The sequence below is a fragment of the Neopusillimonas maritima genome (assembly GCF_003576595.1).
GTDB classification, from domain to species: Bacteria; Pseudomonadota; Gammaproteobacteria; order Burkholderiales; family Burkholderiaceae_B; genus Neopusillimonas; species Neopusillimonas maritima.
This window is the reverse complement of sequence record NZ_NQOU01000002.1, coordinates 227,155-243,070: the sequence shown is the minus strand read 5'-3', so window position 1 is coordinate 243,070 and position 15,916 is coordinate 227,155. Positions and strand designations below refer to the sequence as shown.

The following is a 15,916-nucleotide window of genomic DNA, read 5'->3' as shown; positions in this document are numbered from 1 at the left end:
CTTGAACGGTTCGGAGGACAACATGAGCATTAGCAACGAAGAAATTGCGGGGCTGGTTCGCCCAGACAGCGTGCATAAGCGGGTTTATACCGACCCAGAAATTTTCAAGCTGGAAATGGACCGTATCTATGGCCAGGCGTGGATCTATGTGGGTCATGAAAGCCAGGTCAAGAATCCGGGTGACTATATTACAAGCCGTATCGGTGACCAGGACGTCATCATGACGCGCGACAGCGACGGCAAAATCAATGTGCTGTACAACCGCTGTGTACATAAAGGCGCCCAACTGGTGTCTCAGGGTAGTGGCAATGCGGGTAAATTTCTGCGCTGCCCTTATCATGCGTGGGCTTACAAATTAAGCGGGGAATTGCTGGCAGTGCCCTTGCGCAGGGGGATGGAAGGCACTTCGTTCGACAAATCCCATCCGGATTTTTCCATGCGCCCTCTGGCACGTGTCGACTCCTTCTGTGGCTTTGTGTTTGCCAGCCAGTCACCGGAAGGCCCCGATTTGCTTACGTTCCTCGACGGCGCTGCGTCATCTATTCAAAACTTGTGCGACCGTTCGCCCGAAGGCGAGGTTGAAGTGGTGGGCGGTGTATTCCAGGTAATGCAGGAGTCGAACTGGAAAGTGTTTTACGAGAATTTGCACGACACGATGCATGCACCGATTACGCACGAGTCGTCTTTTATGGCGGCGCGCGATGAGGCTGAGCATTTGGGCGAGAAGCCTTTCGAACTGTTGATTATGGACGGCAACGGCGAGCCTTATGAGTTTTGGGAAAAGCTCGAGTTGCGCGCATACAAGAATGGCCATGGTTACATGGAGGCCATTTTTGACCCGGCTGCGGCAACGCGCGACCCGGTTTCGCGCGCACACTTTGAATCGCTGGCCAAGGTACACGGCGAGGAAAAGGCCCGCGAGATTCTGGGCATGAATCGCCACAATACGGTTATTTACGGCAGCGGTTCACCGCATACGGTGTTCCAGCAGTTTCGCGTGATTCGCCCCATTAGTGCCAATCGAACGCTTATTGAAATACAAACGTTCCGTTTGAAAGGTGCGCCGGATGAGGTTTTTGATCGCGCCTTGACCTATACCAACATTATTAATTCCCCGTCGTCGAACGTCATGCCCGATGATATTGAAGTGTACCGACGTTGCCAGGACGGCAATATGACCCGCGGCGGCGACTGGGTGAGTCAGCATCGCTATGCCGGTACCGATAAAGAAACGCCGGAAGGAACGGTGTCGACCAACGGAACCAGCGAACTGCCGATGCGTAACCAGTTTGCGGCATGGAAACAGTACATGTTGTCGGGCGGTAACGCCCAGTCACAGGAGAAATAAAATGCTGCTTGATCGTACTTTCGATTTTTCCGTTGAGCCCGTTGCCACTATTTCGCCGTCGCTGGAAACTTATCACAGTATTCAGCAGTATCTCTATCACGAGGCCCGCTTGCTTGACGATCGCAAGCTAGACGAATGGCTGAAGCTCTGGACGCCTGAAGGGCGCTATTGGGTACCGCGCAAACAAGGCCAGGAAAGCCCGTTTGATCATGTTTCCTTGTTTTGGGAAGACGCGATGTTGCGCGAGGTTCGGGTGCGTCGTGTGAACCACGAGCGTAATTGGTCGCAGCACCCCCCAACGTACGGCAGCCGCCTGGTGGGTAATGTCATGATCGACGGCACCGACGCCGCCGGCCATATTATTGTGCGCTCCAGCTTGCAGCTCACCGAATATCGTTTGGAGGCGCGTCAATTAGGCGCAACGGTTTATCATAAATTGGCCGCCACAGATTCGGGCGGGTGGGCCATCCATTTGAAACGGGTCAACCTCACAAACTGTGAAGGTGTGTTCGGTATGCTGGACATGCATATCTAAAGTTTGGCTTTGGTGGCCTAAAGGAGAGCGCATTGGCGCAAGAGCAAGCTTCCCAATTAGCATTAGCCGGAAAAGTAGCCATTGTGACCGGCGCGTCTCAAGGTATTGGCAGTGATATTGCAAAGGTGCTGGCCAGCGACGGCGCGCAGGTTGTGTTGGTGGGCCTGGGTGCCGATGCAGGGCAAGCCGTGGCGCAAAGTATCGGTGATAGTGCTTGCTTCATCGAGGCTGATGTTACGTCCGACGAAGCAATTGACCGTTGCATTGATTTTGTTGCCGAAAAATTCGGGCGGCTCGATATTCTGGTGAATAACGCTTGCAGCTATGTTGACCAGGGTTTGGGTTCGTCGCGCGACCAGTGGTTTCAAACGCTGAATGTGAATTTGATTTCAGCCGCCATTTTTACCCAGAAGGCGGTGCCTCATATGGGTAAAGGCAGTGTTGTCGTTAATTTGGGCAGCACCGGCGGCAAGTTCGGTGCGGCGGGTCGTGCGATTTACCCGGCATCCAAGGCGGCCATGTTGCAAATTACCCGTAACTTTGCAGTTGATCTGGCGCCCAAGGGAATTCGTGTTTTGTCAGTTTCTCCGGCCTGGACCTGGTCGCCCGCAACGCAATCCATGAGTGCCGGCAATATAGAGGTGGCCGATGCCGTGGGAGCGCGTTTTCATCCTTTAGGTCGAGTGGGTCGTGGTGAGGAGGTGGGTAATGTGATTTCGTTCCTGGCCACCGACAAGGCTTCGTGGATGACAGGCGTGGATATTCCCGTTGACGGCGGGTTTTCCATGCTGGGACCCGACCAGGGTGTTTCACCGCGCGAATGGTTTGTGCGCTTGGGGCCGGACGCACTTGCATAGTGCGCTGTTGCACCGCACCAGTGCTTTCCAATTGAAGGCACGTCACTCGTTTTGGGCGCGGTCTGCGTTTTTCCCTATATATTCTGTTAGTTAAGAAGTTGGCATACATCTTGCTTGAACTGTTCTGAGAGCCGTCAATGACGACGCGCTTTGTGTTTACGGTTTAACGACCGTCCTCAGGACAATGACGCCCTAGACATCTGGTGATATCACCAGATGAATAGGGCTTTTTTCGTTTGATGGATTGACTATGCCTACTAAAGCGACTCGCATCACCTTGTTTAGTCTTGGTTCTGCGCAAATGCGCGTTTTCCATTTGACCTGGATGGCGTTCTTTGTTTGTTTTTTTGCCTGGTTTGCCAGCGCGCCCCTGATGCCGCTCATAGCAAAAGAATTTAGCTTAACGCCTGCACAGATAGCCAATATCAATATTGCAGCAGTCATGGCAACCATTATGGTTCGTCTCATTGTGGGCCCCTTATGTGATCGTTATGGGCCGCGTCGCGTGTATTCGGGCTTGCTGGCTTTTGGGGCTATACCGGTGATCGCGGTTTCATTTACACATGATTATCTGACCTTTCTGATTTGCCGTTTGGGTATTGGCGCAGTTGGTGCCAGTTTTGTAATTACGCAATATCACACCTCGGTGATGTTTGCCTCTAATGTGGTTGGTACGGCTAATGCCACCACGGCGGGATGGGGCAATGCAGGTGCCGGCGCTGCGCAAACGTTGGTTCCCCTTTTGCTGGCGGGCGCGTTGTTGCTTGGCTTTGATGACTCTCAGGCCTGGCGTCTGGCGTTGTTGGTGCCTGGTGTCGCTATGCTGGTGATGGCGGTGATGTACTGGCGCTATACGCAAGATTGCCCCAAGGGTAATTATGCCGAGTTGCGTTCCCGGGGTGATCTGGTTGAGGCCGGTAAACGGGGCGGGTGGTCCAGTTTTCGGGCGGCTTGCTCGAACTACCGGGTTTGGATGCTGTTCATAACCTATGGCGCTTGCTTTGGCGTTGAAGTGTTTATGCATAACATGGCTGCTTTGTATTACGTCGACCGTTTTCAATTAACACTGGGTCAGGCAGGCATGGCTGCCGGTGTATTCGGCCTGTTGGCGTTGTTTGCACGTGCTTTGGGTGGCTGGTTGTCGGATCGGGTTGCCTTACGCAAAGGTCTGGAATGGCGGGCCATTTTGCTGTTTTCTTTGATTCTAGGTGAAGGATTGGGCCTGTTGTGGTTCGCCTATTCAGATGTTGTGGCCATGGCGCTGGCGGCAATGGTGGTGTTTGGTTTGTTTACGCATATGGCGTGTGGGGCAACTTACGCGTTGGTGCCGTTTGTTGATTCGAAAGCATTGGGCGGCGTGGCGGGCATTGTGGGGGCGGGCGGTAATGTAGGCGCGGTGGGTGCCGCTTTTCTGATGAAGGGCGTGGGAGAAGCGCAGCAGACTTTGGTGTTGCTTGGTTTCGTTGTCATGGCATCGGCCGTCTGTGCGTTGGCCGTTCGCTTTGGTGTTCAGCACAAGAGGCAGACGCATGAGACGTCTTTGTCGACTCGTGCCCTCGCTGATGTTTAAGCCACTTGCTGCAAATGTACTTGAATAAAGAAGCGTCATGATTGATAAACAGGTCAAAACAGTATGCCCTTATTGTGGTGTTGGGTGCGGCATGGTGTTGCACGTTAAGGATAACGAGGTGGTAAAGCTGGAAGGTGACCCTGACCACCCCGCCAACCGTGGGCGCTTGTGTACCAAGGGAAAGACGGCACATCAGGTGTTGCGTCATTCCGCCCGCCTGGAAAGTGCTTATGTTCGCCAGGCGCGTGAAGCCGATCCAGTTCCGCTGCAAGTCTCTCAGGCAATTGAGCAAACGGCGGCCCGTTTACGCAGTGTGCTGGACACGCATGGCCCAGATGCGGTGTCGCTTTATGTGTCGGGACAAATGTCGATTGAGGCGCAATACCTGGCCAACAAGCTGGCTAAAGGCTTTATCCGCACCCGTCATATTGAGTCCAATTCCCGTTTGTGCATGGCCAGTGCCGCCAGTGGTTATAAGCTTTCATTGGGCGCCGATGGCCCCCCAGGGTCATATGATGATTTTGACCGGGCTGACGTGTTCCTGGTCATTGGTTCAAATATGGCCGACTGCCATCCTGTTTTGTTTTTACGCATGATGGAGCGCGTTAAAGCCGGCGCAAAATTGATTGTTGTGGACCCGCGCCGAACGGCTACTGCTGAAAAGGCAGATTTGTTTTTACAGGTGAAGTCCGGTAGCGACATTGCTTTGTTAAATGGCTTGCTGCATTTGTTGCAAGTGAGGGGCAAGCTTGATTTGGCGTTCATTGAGTCGTTTACTCAAGGTTGGGAGGCGATGTCTGATTTGTTGGCTGATTATCCGCCGTCAAAGGTCACCGAGTTAACTGGTTTAACCGAGAGGCAATTGGAGTTGGCTGCGCAGTGGATCGCCGATGCAGATGAGTTCATGAGTTGCTGGACCATGGGGTTAAACCAGAGTACACACGGCGTTTGGAATACCAACGCTTTGTGTAACTTGCATCTGGCTACCGGTAAGATTTGCCGACCTGGGAGTGGGCCGTTTTCGTTAACGGGACAGCCCAATGCCATGGGTGGGCGCGAAATGGGGTATATGGGCGCTGGTCTGCCGGGCCAGCGGTCGGCGTTGTCAGCGGTTGATCGGCATTTCGTTGAAGATGCCTGGGCGGTCCCAAGGGGGACGATCCCGGCGCAAGAAAGCGGTGGCACGATAGATTTATTTTCCAGTATGGCAATCGGAAAGATTAAGGCATGTTGGATTATGTGCAGTAACCCGGTGGCAACGGTGGCGAACCGTCGTTCCGTCATTGAAGGTCTCCAGAAGGCTGAGTTAGTGATTGTTCAGGACGCCTTCCTGGATACCGAAACGACGCGGTTTGCTGACATAGTGTTGCCGGCGGCCCTTTGGGCCGAAGGTGACGGTGTGATGGTTAACTCGGAGCGTAATCTTACATTGATGCGCCAAGCAGTCGATCCGCCCGGGCAGGCATTGCCGGATTGGCGCTTGATCGCTGAAGTAGCGAAAGCCTTGGGCTATGAGGCGGATTTCGATTATGCCTGCGCGGAAGAAGTGTTCGCCGAGTTGGCTCAGTTTGCGAACCCTGTCACTGGTTATGATATTCGGGGCGTAAACCATGCGCGGTTGCGTGAGTCGCCGATTCAGTGGCCTTGCGCTCCTCAATCAACGCAAACGCGTTACCCAATTCGCTATCTGCAACAAGAAGAGCAGTCTTGTTCAGTATCGGCGAGCTCCTCCGCAACTGGTCCTGTTTTTCCAACGGTGTCTGGTCGGGCAATGTTTTATGCCAGGCCTCATGTGGATCCTGTTGAGCTGTCGGACGTCGACTATCCTATGGTGTTGAACACGGGTCGGGTACAGCATCAATGGCATACCTTGACCAAGACGGGTAAGGTTTCCATGCTGAACAGAATGAATCCGGGCCCGTTTCTTGAGTTGCATCCAGACGATGCTGCCGCGCTGGAAGTCGTTGATCAGGATAGTGTTCAACTAACGTCTCGTCGAGGTACGGCGGTGTTACCGGCGCTCGTGACAGACCGGGTCATGCCGGGTAACTGCTTTGCTCCGATGCATTGGAATGATGCGTTTGGCGAAGACCTGTGTGTGAATGCGCTCACTCACGATGCGGTTGATCCGCTATCTCTTCAGCCGGGTTTCAAGATAAGTGCGGTCACTGTTTCACGTGTAGCACAGCACAATAAAGTTCAGGAAGGTCGTGTTGACGATCAACAGGCCCGTTTGGACGCTTTGGCAGCCTATGTCTGTGTAACTGATACTGAGCCCCCGCAGTTGAATGAAACCGAACAGGTTTATCTGGCTGGTTATTTGGGAGGGTTGCGCATGGATCAGTCTGCCCAAACAGAGGCGGTTCCTGTGTTGCCGGCCCATGCCCCCTTTTCAGAGCGTACGCGAACCTGGCTTGATGGTTTACTGGCGGGGCTGTACAGCCGCAGCAGGGAGGCGCTGCACGATGACGACACGAAAAGCCGCCATATTTCAGATACGGGGGCGGAAATTGTGGCCGCTGCTCGCACCGTAAGGGTACGTCCTAAAGTGCTGTTGCTGTGGGCTTCTCAAACTGGAAATGTTGAGTCGCTGACAGATCGCTATGCCACGCAATTAATGAATTCGGGATTCGAGATACGTATGGCCTGCATGTCGGATTACCCGGTGGCTGATTTGACCAAGGCGGAGTACGTTTTATTAATGAGCAGTACCTTCGGCGATGGTGAGCCGCCCGACAATGGCCGCGATTTCTGGCTGGGGCTTCAGGCTCCGGATGCACCGCGTCTGGAAGAGGTTTGTTACGCCGTACTTGCCTTCGGTGATCGGCTCTATGATGCGTTTTGTGGTCACGGCCGTCATCTTGACTCCCAGTTTGAAGTGCTGGGCGCGACACGCCTAATGGAACGTGTTGAGTGTGATGCCGATTATTTGAGCCGGTCGGATCGTTGGCTTGAGCAGACCATTGATTGCATCAAAGCGCACGACGATACGCGTCGTGCGAAAACTCCGAACGGTGGCCTGACCGGCCGCTCTCAGCCTACCAAAGTGCGCCCTGCGCCTGCAAGCCTGCAAACCAACATTTGCCTGAATGGAGAAGGGTCCGGGAAGGACACGCGCTTTTTGGCGTTGTCTACGCAGGATCTTGCATTGGATTATGAAGCGGGTGATGCGCTTGGCGTTTGGCCGAGTAATTGCCCGGAACTTGTGTGCGAATTGTTGCAGCAAACCTCACTAGATGGCAATGTTGCCGTTAACGTGCCAGGGGTTGGGGAATTGCCGCTTGCCGACGCATTAACCCGGCATTTCGATATGACCCGTGTGCACCCGGATAGCTTGAAGATTGTGGCTGAAATGAGCAAGAGCCGCACGCTTAAGGATTTATTGGCTGATGAGCATAAGCAGAAGCTCAAGCAGTGGTTGTGGGGGCGTCAACTGGTTGATGTGTTGCATGAGTTTCCTGTGTCGATTGATGCCGAAGGGCTGTTGGCAATGCTTAGGCCAATGACGCCACGACTGTATTCCATTGCGTCCAGTCCGTTGGTGCACCCTGGTGAGATTCACCTCACTGTCTCGACGGTACGTTATCGCAATGACCGAAAATGGCGTAAAGGTGTTGCGTCAACGTTTCTGGCTGATCGGGCGAGTGATGTAAGCGTACCTTCTTTCGTACAAAAATCGGCGCATTTTCATTTGCCTGTTGATGGCGATACGCCGATTATCATGGTGGGTCCTGGTACGGGCATTGCGCCATTTCGTGGATTTTTGCATGAACGCCGTGCCCGCGGGAGTAAGGGGTCGAATTGGCTTTTTTTCGGCGAGCGTTATGCTGCAACCGACTTTTATTACGAAAATGAGTTCAGGCAAATGGCTTCAGACGGGTTTCTGACGCGACTGGATGTAGCGTTTTCGCGCGATCAGTCGCAGAAAGTTTATGTGCAGGATCGGATGTTGGAGCAGGGCGCGCAATTGTGGGCATGGCTTCAGGACGGCGCCCGATTTTACGTGTGTGGAGACGCCATGCGTATGGCTAAAGACGTGGACACTGCATTGCGACGGATTGCTGCACAGTATGGCGGTTTATCTGATGAGCAGGTAGGTGAATTTATGAGTCGTCTGACGCGTGAGCGACGTTATATTCGTGATGTGTATTAATGTGAATGCAAAGTGTGTATCACGATTGAGCGCTCACGCCTCGTACTATGTTGGTTAGCACCCCACGATGGCTCAATTGCTCAGTCAGTTCGCGTTGTTCAACGCGAAGTAAAGCGCTGTTTGATATGACGAGGGCAACGCGTTGGTAGTCCTCGAAGAGTTTAAGCAGATATTCTTTTAGCATTTCCGTGTGGTGCAGCAGTTCGCCGCTAATGAGGCGTCGGTCGGCATCGCGTCGGGCCAATGAAAGTAAGGGCTCTTCAATGTGGCTATCATGCACTACGATGTCCGCTTCGTTTAATGCACGCAAGCCGTTTAGGGTCAATAGCCCAGGGTCTCCCGGCCCTGGGTCGATCCAGGTTACCACGCGGGCGGGCCAAGTGTCCGGGGTGGCAAGGTTTGAGATCAGGGCTTGCTCCGCTTCAAGGTGTTTCCCCTGGCGCAACAAAATTGGTATCGGTCCATCAAAAAGCCAGTCGTAAAAGCGTCGTCGTGCACCTGTGTTTGGGTATGCGTGGCGAATGGCAGCCCGATAATGACCTGCCAGTTTTGCCAGATCCGCCAACGCATGGTCGAACATTGCTTCCATGCATTCGCGTAAGCGCCGTGCCAGTACCGGGGCGACTCCGGCCGACGATATGGCGATTGTCAGTGGCGCGCGGTCGACCACAGAAGGGACCTGAAAAGACGAGAGCGCCGGGTCATCGACTACATTGCTCAGCAGGCCACGATCGTCTGCGGCTTGTTTCACTTTGGCGTTTACTTCGCGATGATTGGTGGCGGCGATGACCAGCCACATGTTGTCAAGCCATTGCGCCTGGAACATGCCGTCAATATGTTTTAGGCGTCTTTCATCCGCCCACCGAGCTAGTGTTTCAGTTAGCGCCGGTGCACCCACGTGTACCTCTGCCCCGGCATTCAGTAATGATCGTACTTTTCGTTCGGCAACGGCGCCGCCGCCGACAACCAGAACAGGACGTGCTGCAAGATCGGCGAAGATTGGGTAGAGCGGAGTTATTCGGGGCATACAGCCGTCGCCTGTTCGAAGTGTGTCAAGGATGCTGGGGTGATGCGGGCCGGATCAGCCAATTGCACGACGCTGCCCACCATGATGAGGCATGGCGACGTCAGCCCTTCTTGTGTTGCTGCCTTCGCCAGCGTTTCCACCGTGCAGCTAACGGCTTTTTGTTGTGTGGTTGATCCTTTAGAAATCAAGGCTGCCGGTGTGTTGCCTGGCAACCCATGCAAAATCAGCTCCATGCTGATGTGTTGGGCCTGAGCCAAGCCCATGTAAAACACGAGTGTGCGCTGCCGATCTGCAGTTAACGAGGCCCAATCGCAGTCCGTTGCGCCGTCGCAGCGGTGAGCCGTCATCAGGCTCACGGCGCCGGCGTGATCTCGGTGAGTTAAAGGAATACCGGTTGCTGCGGCGCATCCGGACGCCGCTGTGATGCCGGGAACGATGTCAACTTGTACACCATGCGCGCGTAGCGCCATCATTTCTTCTCCTCCGCGCCCAAAGATGAACGGATCACCTCCTTTAAGCCGAACTACTTTTTTTCCAGACTGTGCATATTCGACAAGCAATTGATTGATTTGTGATTGCGGAACGCTGTGTCGGCTGCGTTGTTTGCCTACATAAAGTTTGATGCTTTGTGGTGGACAGCAATTCAGCAAGTCGCCGGCGATGAGTCGGTCATAGATCACGACGTCTGCAGCACGTAACACTTTAAGGGCTTTTACCGTGATGAGGTCGGGATCCCCCGGTCCGGCGCCCACTAGCCATACTTGGCCGGGCCGGCTGGACGTGGTTGTGATTTTTTCATGTTCAAACGCGCTGTTGTGCATGATGGGCATCTTCCTGATTAGAGTTGTCGCAGGGGCCTATTTCGATTGAACCGTCCGGCCCGCGATGTACTGGCCACGGTCGCACTGACATGGTTTCGTCTTCAAGGCATTGTCCGGTCGTTAGGCAGAAGTGCTGTTTGTACATGGGTGAGGCAACGACGAGTCGGCCGTTTATATCTCCCACGATGCCGCGCGAAAGGACGGCTGCACTGCACGATGGATCGATGTTGTCGATCGCATACAGTGCGTTTTCTGTTAGGAAAATAGCAACCTGGGCGCCGTGCGCGCGCACGGCGACGCCGGCATTCAGTTGCAGGTCGTCTGCGTGGCATACAATTTGCCATGGGGGTGTTTGACTTGGTTTTGGCATGTGCGGGCTCCTATTCCGTCAAGGTGCTGGCTAGCTTTTCAGCCCGTTCCCGCAACGTTGCGGGTCGTGGCTGTCCGCGTTCGATTACATGAACGATCTGTTCGTCAGGAGTCGTATCGTTGATCAGCGAGCGGAACCGTTTTAACGCTTCTTTATCTTTAATTGTGGCCGCCCATTCGCATTCATAGCGATCTACTAATGCCTGCATTTGATTTTCCAGTTCGTTGGCCAGGCCAAGGCTGTCGTTCAATACAACATCTTTGATGTAGTCCAGGCCGCCCTCGAGATTTTCGCGCCAGGTTGACGTACGCTGCAGACGGTCCGCTGTTTGTATGTAGAACATTAAGAAACGATCGATGGTGCGGATCAGTTCCTGATCATTCAAGTCGGTGGCCAACAACTCGGCATGTCGCGGTCGCATTCCGCCGTTACCGCAAACGTAAAGATTCCAGCCGTTCTCGGTGGCAATAATGCCGACGTCTTTGCTTTGGGCTTCTGCGCATTCGCGCGTACATCCCGAGGCTGCCATCTTTATTTTGTGCGGAGCTCGTATGCCGCGGTAGCGCTCTTCGAGCCGGATTGCCATGCTGACCGAGTCCTGAACACCATAGCGGCACCATGTGCTTCCCACGCACGATTTGGCAGTGCGTAGCGCTTTGCCGTATGCGTGGCCCGACTCGAAGCCGGCATTGATCAATACTTCCCAGATTTCGGGTAGTTGTTCCAAGCGTGCGCCGAACAAGTCAATGCGTTGACCTCCGGTGATTTTCGTGTATAGCTTGTATCGACGTGCTACTTCACCAATCACGATCAGTTTTTCTGGGGTGATTTCGCCGCCGGGAATGCGCGGTACGACTGAATAGGTACCATCTTTTTGCAGATTTCCTAGGTATGCATCATTGGTGTCTTGTAGTGTTGCGTGTTCTTTCGCAAGAATATAGTCGTTCCAGCAGGAGGCCAGAATGGATGCAACAGTTGGTTTGCAGATATCGCAGCCGCGACCTTTGCCAAAGCGTTGTATCAGTGTGTTGAAGTCGCGGATTCCGTTGACACGAACAAGGTGGTAGATCTCCTGGCGGCTATAGGTAAAGTGTTCGCACAGGCTTTTGTCAACGGTCATTCCAAGCCGCGTCAGCTCCGAATCAAAGACTTGTTTGACCAGGGTTGCGCAGCCACCGCAAGAGGTGGCTGCGCGTGTACTTGCTTTCAGATCGTCAAGTTGTGTCGAACCGTTGGCAATGGCACTGCATAAGTCGGCTTTGTTTACGTTATTGCACGAACAGATTTGTGCGCTGTCTGGCAGGTTATCAATACCTGGTCCGGGTTCGTTTGCCGTTTTTGGACTGATGAGCGCGGCGGGTTTGGAAGGCATTGCAAGCGCATTGCTGAAATACTGATCCAGGATCGCAAATGATGACGTATCGCCAACCAGCACGGCGCCTAACAACCGTTTGCCGGAGGCATCAAGCACCAGTTTTTTGTAGACTCCTTCAAGGGCGTCTTCGAACACGCATTTCACACTGTTTGGCGTAGTACCGTGAGCATCTCCGATAGAACCTACTTCAACGCCCAGCAGTTTCAGTTTGGTGCTGGGTGTGGCGCCCTTGAAAAGGGTCGCATCATTGCCGCTCAGGTGTGCGGCACAAACGCGTGCCATTTCGTACCCGGGTGCCACAAGGCCGAATGTATTACCGTTCCAGCTGGCGACTTCACCAATGGCATAAATATTTGTGTCGGAACTGCGGCAATGCGCATCAATTGTGATGCCGCCGCGTTCGCCGATGACCAGGCCGCAGTTGCGTGCAAGTTGGTCGCATGGCCGGATGCCGGCCGAGAAGACCACCATGTCAGTTTCCAGGAAATCGCCCTCGGCGAAGCGTAAGCGGTAACGGGACGATAAGCCTGTGGAGATGGCTCGTGTCATTTTACGCGTGTGAACATGAATGCCCATAGCTTCGATTTTGTTGCGTAACAGTTGTCCACCCGATTCGTCAATCTGCATGGCCATCAAATGGCCGGAAAACTCGACAACATGTGTGTCGAGACCCAGGCTATGTAACGCACGCGCGGCTTCCAGACCCAACAAGCCACCACCGATCACCACTCCCCTGCGGGCTCCTTGAGCCCAGTGTCGAATCGCGTCAATGTCGGTTAACGAGCGATAAGGTAGGCATCCGGGTTGGTCGTTGCCCTCGATGGGTGGTATGAATGGGTTTGATCCTGTAGCCAGAACCAGTTTGTCGTAAGGGTAGACGCTCTCCTGCGCCGTATAAACGCATTGCTTTTTTCGATCTATCCACGCTACCGGTTGGTTGTGCAGCAATGTTATGCCGTGGTGGTGGAAAAAAGTTTCATCCGTTAGTTTGATATCGTCCGGCGAAGAGCCGTTAAAGCACTGGCTAAGCTGTACCCGGTCGTATGCAAGGTGGGGCTCGCCGCTGAAAACAGTAATGTCATAACGCGCGCCTAGTTGCATGAGTTCTTCCAGCAGTCGTTGTCCGACCATGCCATTGCCAATCACGATCAGGCGTGGTTTCCCGGTGAAACGTTCGTTGGAAAGATCATTGGGTTTCATACTTCACTCCAGCTCATCAATGGTTTTAGGGACCGTAAATGCAAAAAAGGCGCCTACACCAAAATTCCTTGGTGCAAGCGCCTTTGCTCAGAAACTGACTGCATGTCCGTATCAGTCGGGCAGTTATCTTTGCCGGCCGTCCTTGGTCTGCGTTTGATGACTGCTTGTTCTATACCAAGCAATAAACGTGCCAATTATTTAGAGGTTTCGTCGTGCCCTGTTTATTACCAGTTAAAGCGGTTTACTGAATAGGTTGTCGGCTTGTTGATGTGAGGGCGAACTGAAGGTGCACTGTATTGGTGCTCACATGCACCAATGCTGTCTTCATTTTTCGTCGAGCAAATGTTTAGTCGGGGGAATCGGCGGGTTTGTCATTAATCGGTTCAGCGGGTTTGTCGGTTAGCTCCGACAGGACGCCGGCGATTTCAATTAGTTTACGACCACGGTTCATCGCCATGCGACGCAGCTCCCGGTGAGCCTGGTCTTCAGTCCAGCCATACCATTGCATTAGTCTGGTTTTGCCGCGCTCCAGTATCTTGATCTCTTGCGCGGCTATTTCTGCCTGAGCGAGTGCTTCGCGGGTTTCCCGCAGGCTACGTTGTTGCTCGTAAGCCCAATCCATTAACGTTTGGCCCAATTCAGGTGGTAAGTTAGTGTCGGAAATCGTGCTTGGTTCGGTTGACCAATTTTGCGGGTGTTGTGCAACAGGCAGGTAAAGCCCTACCAGTGGGGGTGTGGCCGGCATGGCGTCAAGTGACTCGCTATTGAGCGCGATGGTGGCTTGGGCCAAGCGGGCTTGTGCCTTTTCTTTCAGTTGGTTCTCTAGTGATTTCTGGTAATTGAGTAAGGATTCAATGCGTGCTGTACTGATCTGGAACCAGGCTTCACCCAATGATTCTCCCGACGAGTTTTGTCCTTCCAGAGTGTGTGCCAAACGCCGCATTCGTTCTAACAATGCCATGTCGGACGTTTCGAATTCCGATTCTCCAAGGGTACCGTTATGGGCTTTTTCAATCGATTTTGCCCGTTCTATGCACGCTTCTTGTGCGTGGATAAGTTGTGTTATTTGTTGCAAGTGTAATTTTGAAAAACTTCCTCGCGTGAATCCCGCCATTGTCAGTGCCCGCTCTTGTCCGGCATATTCTTTTGCCTGCATAACGGAAAACAATGCGACAACCTGAGCCGCCAAATGGGGATCAACCCACAAACTGGTCGTTTCGTAAACCGTGTGAAGTAAGCGGGTAATGATCGAAGCGTATTTTTCGAACGCGGTGTCAGCGCGAATCCGGCGCGCGAAGCATTGCTGTCGTAATAGCTGAAGGCTTTGCAAGCCCGAGAGGGCGTCGGCAAGGCGATTGAATAAACGGGCGGCACTCGGGCCCGACGGATTTTTGAGTACTGTTTGAGCAGGAGGCAGCAGTTCTGGCAATACGGAATCGCTGAGCGCCACAGCGTTTTTCAACAACGCTATGCGGGTGTCATCAAGATCGTTTAAATAGCCTTGTGTCGCACCTCGTTCGCGTTGTAATGCATGAGTTACCCGGCCAAGTGCTTGTGTTAGATCGTGCAAGGGTATTGCCGCCTTTAGGCCTTCAATTTCCGTGCGTAATGCCGTGCGACGTATGGGGTCTATGATCTCGGAAAACATGGTGGTCTTGATGTTAGTCGGATTGCGCCGTGTCGTGATGTTCCGGGGCCGCTGCGTCGGCCACTCGCCCGGCAAAGCCCGGCGCCGACATCCCCGGCACATGCCCGTCGGAGATACAAGCGCGGCAGCGTTCCATAAAAGCTTCCACCACACTGCGCAGTTTCTGGTCTTTCAACCAGGCCAGCCCTAATTTCATGGGGCGGTGCCGGCCTTTCAAATTGACACTGACCAACCTTTTTCCGTCGAGCGACACATTGGTGCGCGGCCTGACATTCGCCAGTGAGTAACCTACTCCATTGGCGACCAGGGAGCGCAGCACGTCGGGGCTGGTAGACCGCGCAGCAATAGTGGGTGATACCCCCGCCTCACGGAACAGCGATAAAAAGTATTCCCGGCTAAGCGGCAAATCGAGCAGGATCATTGGGCGTTTGGCCAACGCTTTCAATGAAGTGATCCGGTTTTGCGCCAGCGGGTCGGTTTCGCTCACAATGACGAAGGGCGGCAACGACGCCAATGCTTCAAACTCAATGTCACTTTCAGCGACGTTCAGGTCGTAGGTGATGGCAACGTCAATCTGGGCGTTGCGCAGGCGTTCTATCAGGCCTTCATGGTGATCCTCAATTTGCAACACTTCGGCACCTGGGTGGGCGCGGGCAAAGCCTTGACACAATTCGGGGGCAATCATGGCAGCCAGCGGCGTAAAACACCCTACACGCAATGGTCCGCGTACTAAATGCTGGGTGTTGTTGGCAATATCGTAGAGGCTGAGTGCCTGATCAAGCGTCAGGCGAATTTGCTTCAGGACTTCCACGCCGGCTGGTGTAAGCGACAGGCCTTGTGCATGGCGGCGTATGAACAGCGTGACCGATAACTCGGTTTCAACCTGAGTAATGGCCGCCGAAATGGACGACGGTGAAATGTGGATATACTCGGCTGCTTTGGCAACGCTGCCGAACTCGCCGGCGGCCAAACAATATTCCAGTTGTCGGAAAGTAAGTCGGGTGAGCATGGG

At 53.7% G+C, this 15,916-nt stretch carries 11 protein-coding genes; 5 read left to right on the top strand and 6 right to left on the bottom strand.

Annotated elements, in window-relative coordinates:
• The first annotated feature begins 22 nt into the window (after positions 1 to 22).
• The 5 genes from CJO09_RS06115 (at position 23) to CJO09_RS06095 (ending at position 8,463) form a co-directional block, all read left to right on the top strand.
• Positions 23 to 1,348 carry an aromatic ring-hydroxylating dioxygenase subunit alpha gene (locus CJO09_RS06115; protein WP_119441581.1) on the top strand — a complete coding sequence of 442 codons (1,326 nt, stop codon included), beginning with the start codon at positions 23 to 25 and terminating at the stop codon, positions 1,346 to 1,348.
• A gap of 1 nt (position 1,349) precedes the next feature.
• Complete coding sequence (locus CJO09_RS06110) at positions 1,350 to 1,883, top strand: aromatic-ring-hydroxylating dioxygenase subunit beta (RefSeq protein ID WP_119441580.1); 534 nt, start codon at positions 1,350 to 1,352, stop codon at positions 1,881 to 1,883.
• 32 nt (positions 1,884 to 1,915) lie between these two features.
• Complete coding sequence (locus CJO09_RS06105; RefSeq protein WP_119441579.1) at positions 1,916 to 2,740, top strand: SDR family oxidoreductase; 825 nt, start codon at positions 1,916 to 1,918, stop codon at positions 2,738 to 2,740.
• A 250-nt stretch (positions 2,741 to 2,990) separates the two neighbouring features.
• Positions 2,991 to 4,310 (top strand): MFS transporter, encoded by a 1,320-nt coding sequence (locus tag CJO09_RS06100; protein ID WP_119441578.1) that lies wholly within the window; start codon positions 2,991 to 2,993, stop codon positions 4,308 to 4,310.
• Between the two features lie 37 nt (positions 4,311 to 4,347).
• Entirely contained in the window at positions 4,348 to 8,463 is a 4,116-nt protein-coding gene (locus CJO09_RS06095) for a bifunctional nitrate reductase/sulfite reductase flavoprotein subunit alpha (RefSeq protein WP_119441577.1), read from the top strand.
• Positions 8,464 to 8,482: 19 nt separating this feature from the next.
• Here the strand turns inward: CJO09_RS06095 and CJO09_RS06090 are convergent, their stop codons facing one another.
• The 6 genes from CJO09_RS06090 to CJO09_RS06065 form a co-directional block, all read right to left on the bottom strand.
• Positions 8,483 to 9,490, bottom strand: a complete 1,008-nt coding sequence (locus CJO09_RS06090) for a siroheme synthase (protein WP_119441576.1) — start codon at positions 9,488 to 9,490, stop codon at positions 8,483 to 8,485.
• Positions 9,478 to 10,311 carry a uroporphyrinogen-III C-methyltransferase gene (cobA, locus tag CJO09_RS06085; RefSeq protein WP_228276165.1) on the bottom strand — a complete coding sequence of 278 codons (834 nt, stop codon included), beginning with the start codon at positions 10,309 to 10,311 and terminating at the stop codon, positions 9,478 to 9,480. Before cobA ends, CJO09_RS06090 begins: the two co-directional genes overlap by 13 nt.
• Positions 10,292 to 10,681, bottom strand: a complete 390-nt coding sequence (gene nirD / locus CJO09_RS06080) for a nitrite reductase small subunit NirD (RefSeq protein WP_119441574.1) — start codon at positions 10,679 to 10,681, stop codon at positions 10,292 to 10,294. Before nirD ends, cobA begins: the two co-directional genes overlap by 20 nt.
• Positions 10,682 to 10,691: 10 nt before the next feature.
• On the bottom strand, positions 10,692 to 13,256 hold the full coding sequence (gene nirB / locus CJO09_RS06075; protein ID WP_119441573.1) for a nitrite reductase large subunit NirB: 2,565 nt from the start codon (positions 13,254 to 13,256) through the stop codon (positions 10,692 to 10,694).
• Positions 13,257 to 13,602: 346 nt separating this feature from the next.
• Entirely contained in the window at positions 13,603 to 14,904 is a 1,302-nt protein-coding gene (locus CJO09_RS06070; protein WP_158582716.1) for a nitrate regulatory protein, read from the bottom strand.
• 13 nt (positions 14,905 to 14,917) lie between these two features.
• A complete protein-coding gene (locus tag CJO09_RS06065; RefSeq protein ID WP_119441571.1) occupies positions 14,918 to 15,913 on the bottom strand; it encodes a LysR family transcriptional regulator in 996 nt (331 codons plus the stop codon).
• Between the last annotated feature and the right edge of the window lie 3 nt (positions 15,914 to 15,916).

What these genes read in the sequence shown, in the direction of transcription:
- CJO09_RS06115 (WP_119441581.1), top strand. Translation starts at nt 23, where the DNA reads ATGAGCATTAGCAACGAAGAAATTGCGGGGCTGGTTCGCCCAGACAGC.
- CJO09_RS06110 (WP_119441580.1), top strand. Translation starts at nt 1,350, where the DNA reads ATGCTGCTTGATCGTACTTTCGATTTTTCCGTTGAGCCCGTTGCCACT.
- CJO09_RS06100 (WP_119441578.1), top strand. Translation starts at nt 2,991, where the DNA reads ATGCCTACTAAAGCGACTCGCATCACCTTGTTTAGTCTTGGTTCTGCG.
- CJO09_RS06095 (WP_119441577.1), top strand. Translation starts at nt 4,348, where the DNA reads ATGATTGATAAACAGGTCAAAACAGTATGCCCTTATTGTGGTGTTGGG.
- CJO09_RS06090 (WP_119441576.1), bottom strand. Translation starts at nt 9,490, where the DNA reads ATGCCCCGAATAACTCCGCTCTACCCAATCTTCGCCGATCTTGCAGCA.
- cobA (WP_228276165.1), bottom strand. Translation starts at nt 10,311, where the DNA reads ATGCACAACAGCGCGTTTGAACATGAAAAAATCACAACCACGTCCAGC.
- nirD (WP_119441574.1), bottom strand. Translation starts at nt 10,681, where the DNA reads ATGCCAAAACCAAGTCAAACACCCCCATGGCAAATTGTATGCCACGCA.
- nirB (WP_119441573.1), bottom strand. Translation starts at nt 13,256, where the DNA reads ATGAAACCCAATGATCTTTCCAACGAACGTTTCACCGGGAAACCACGC.
- CJO09_RS06070 (WP_158582716.1), bottom strand. Translation starts at nt 14,904, where the DNA reads ATGTTTTCCGAGATCATAGACCCCATACGTCGCACGGCATTACGCACG.
- CJO09_RS06065 (WP_119441571.1), bottom strand. Translation starts at nt 15,913, where the DNA reads ATGCTCACCCGACTTACTTTCCGACAACTGGAATATTGTTTGGCCGCC.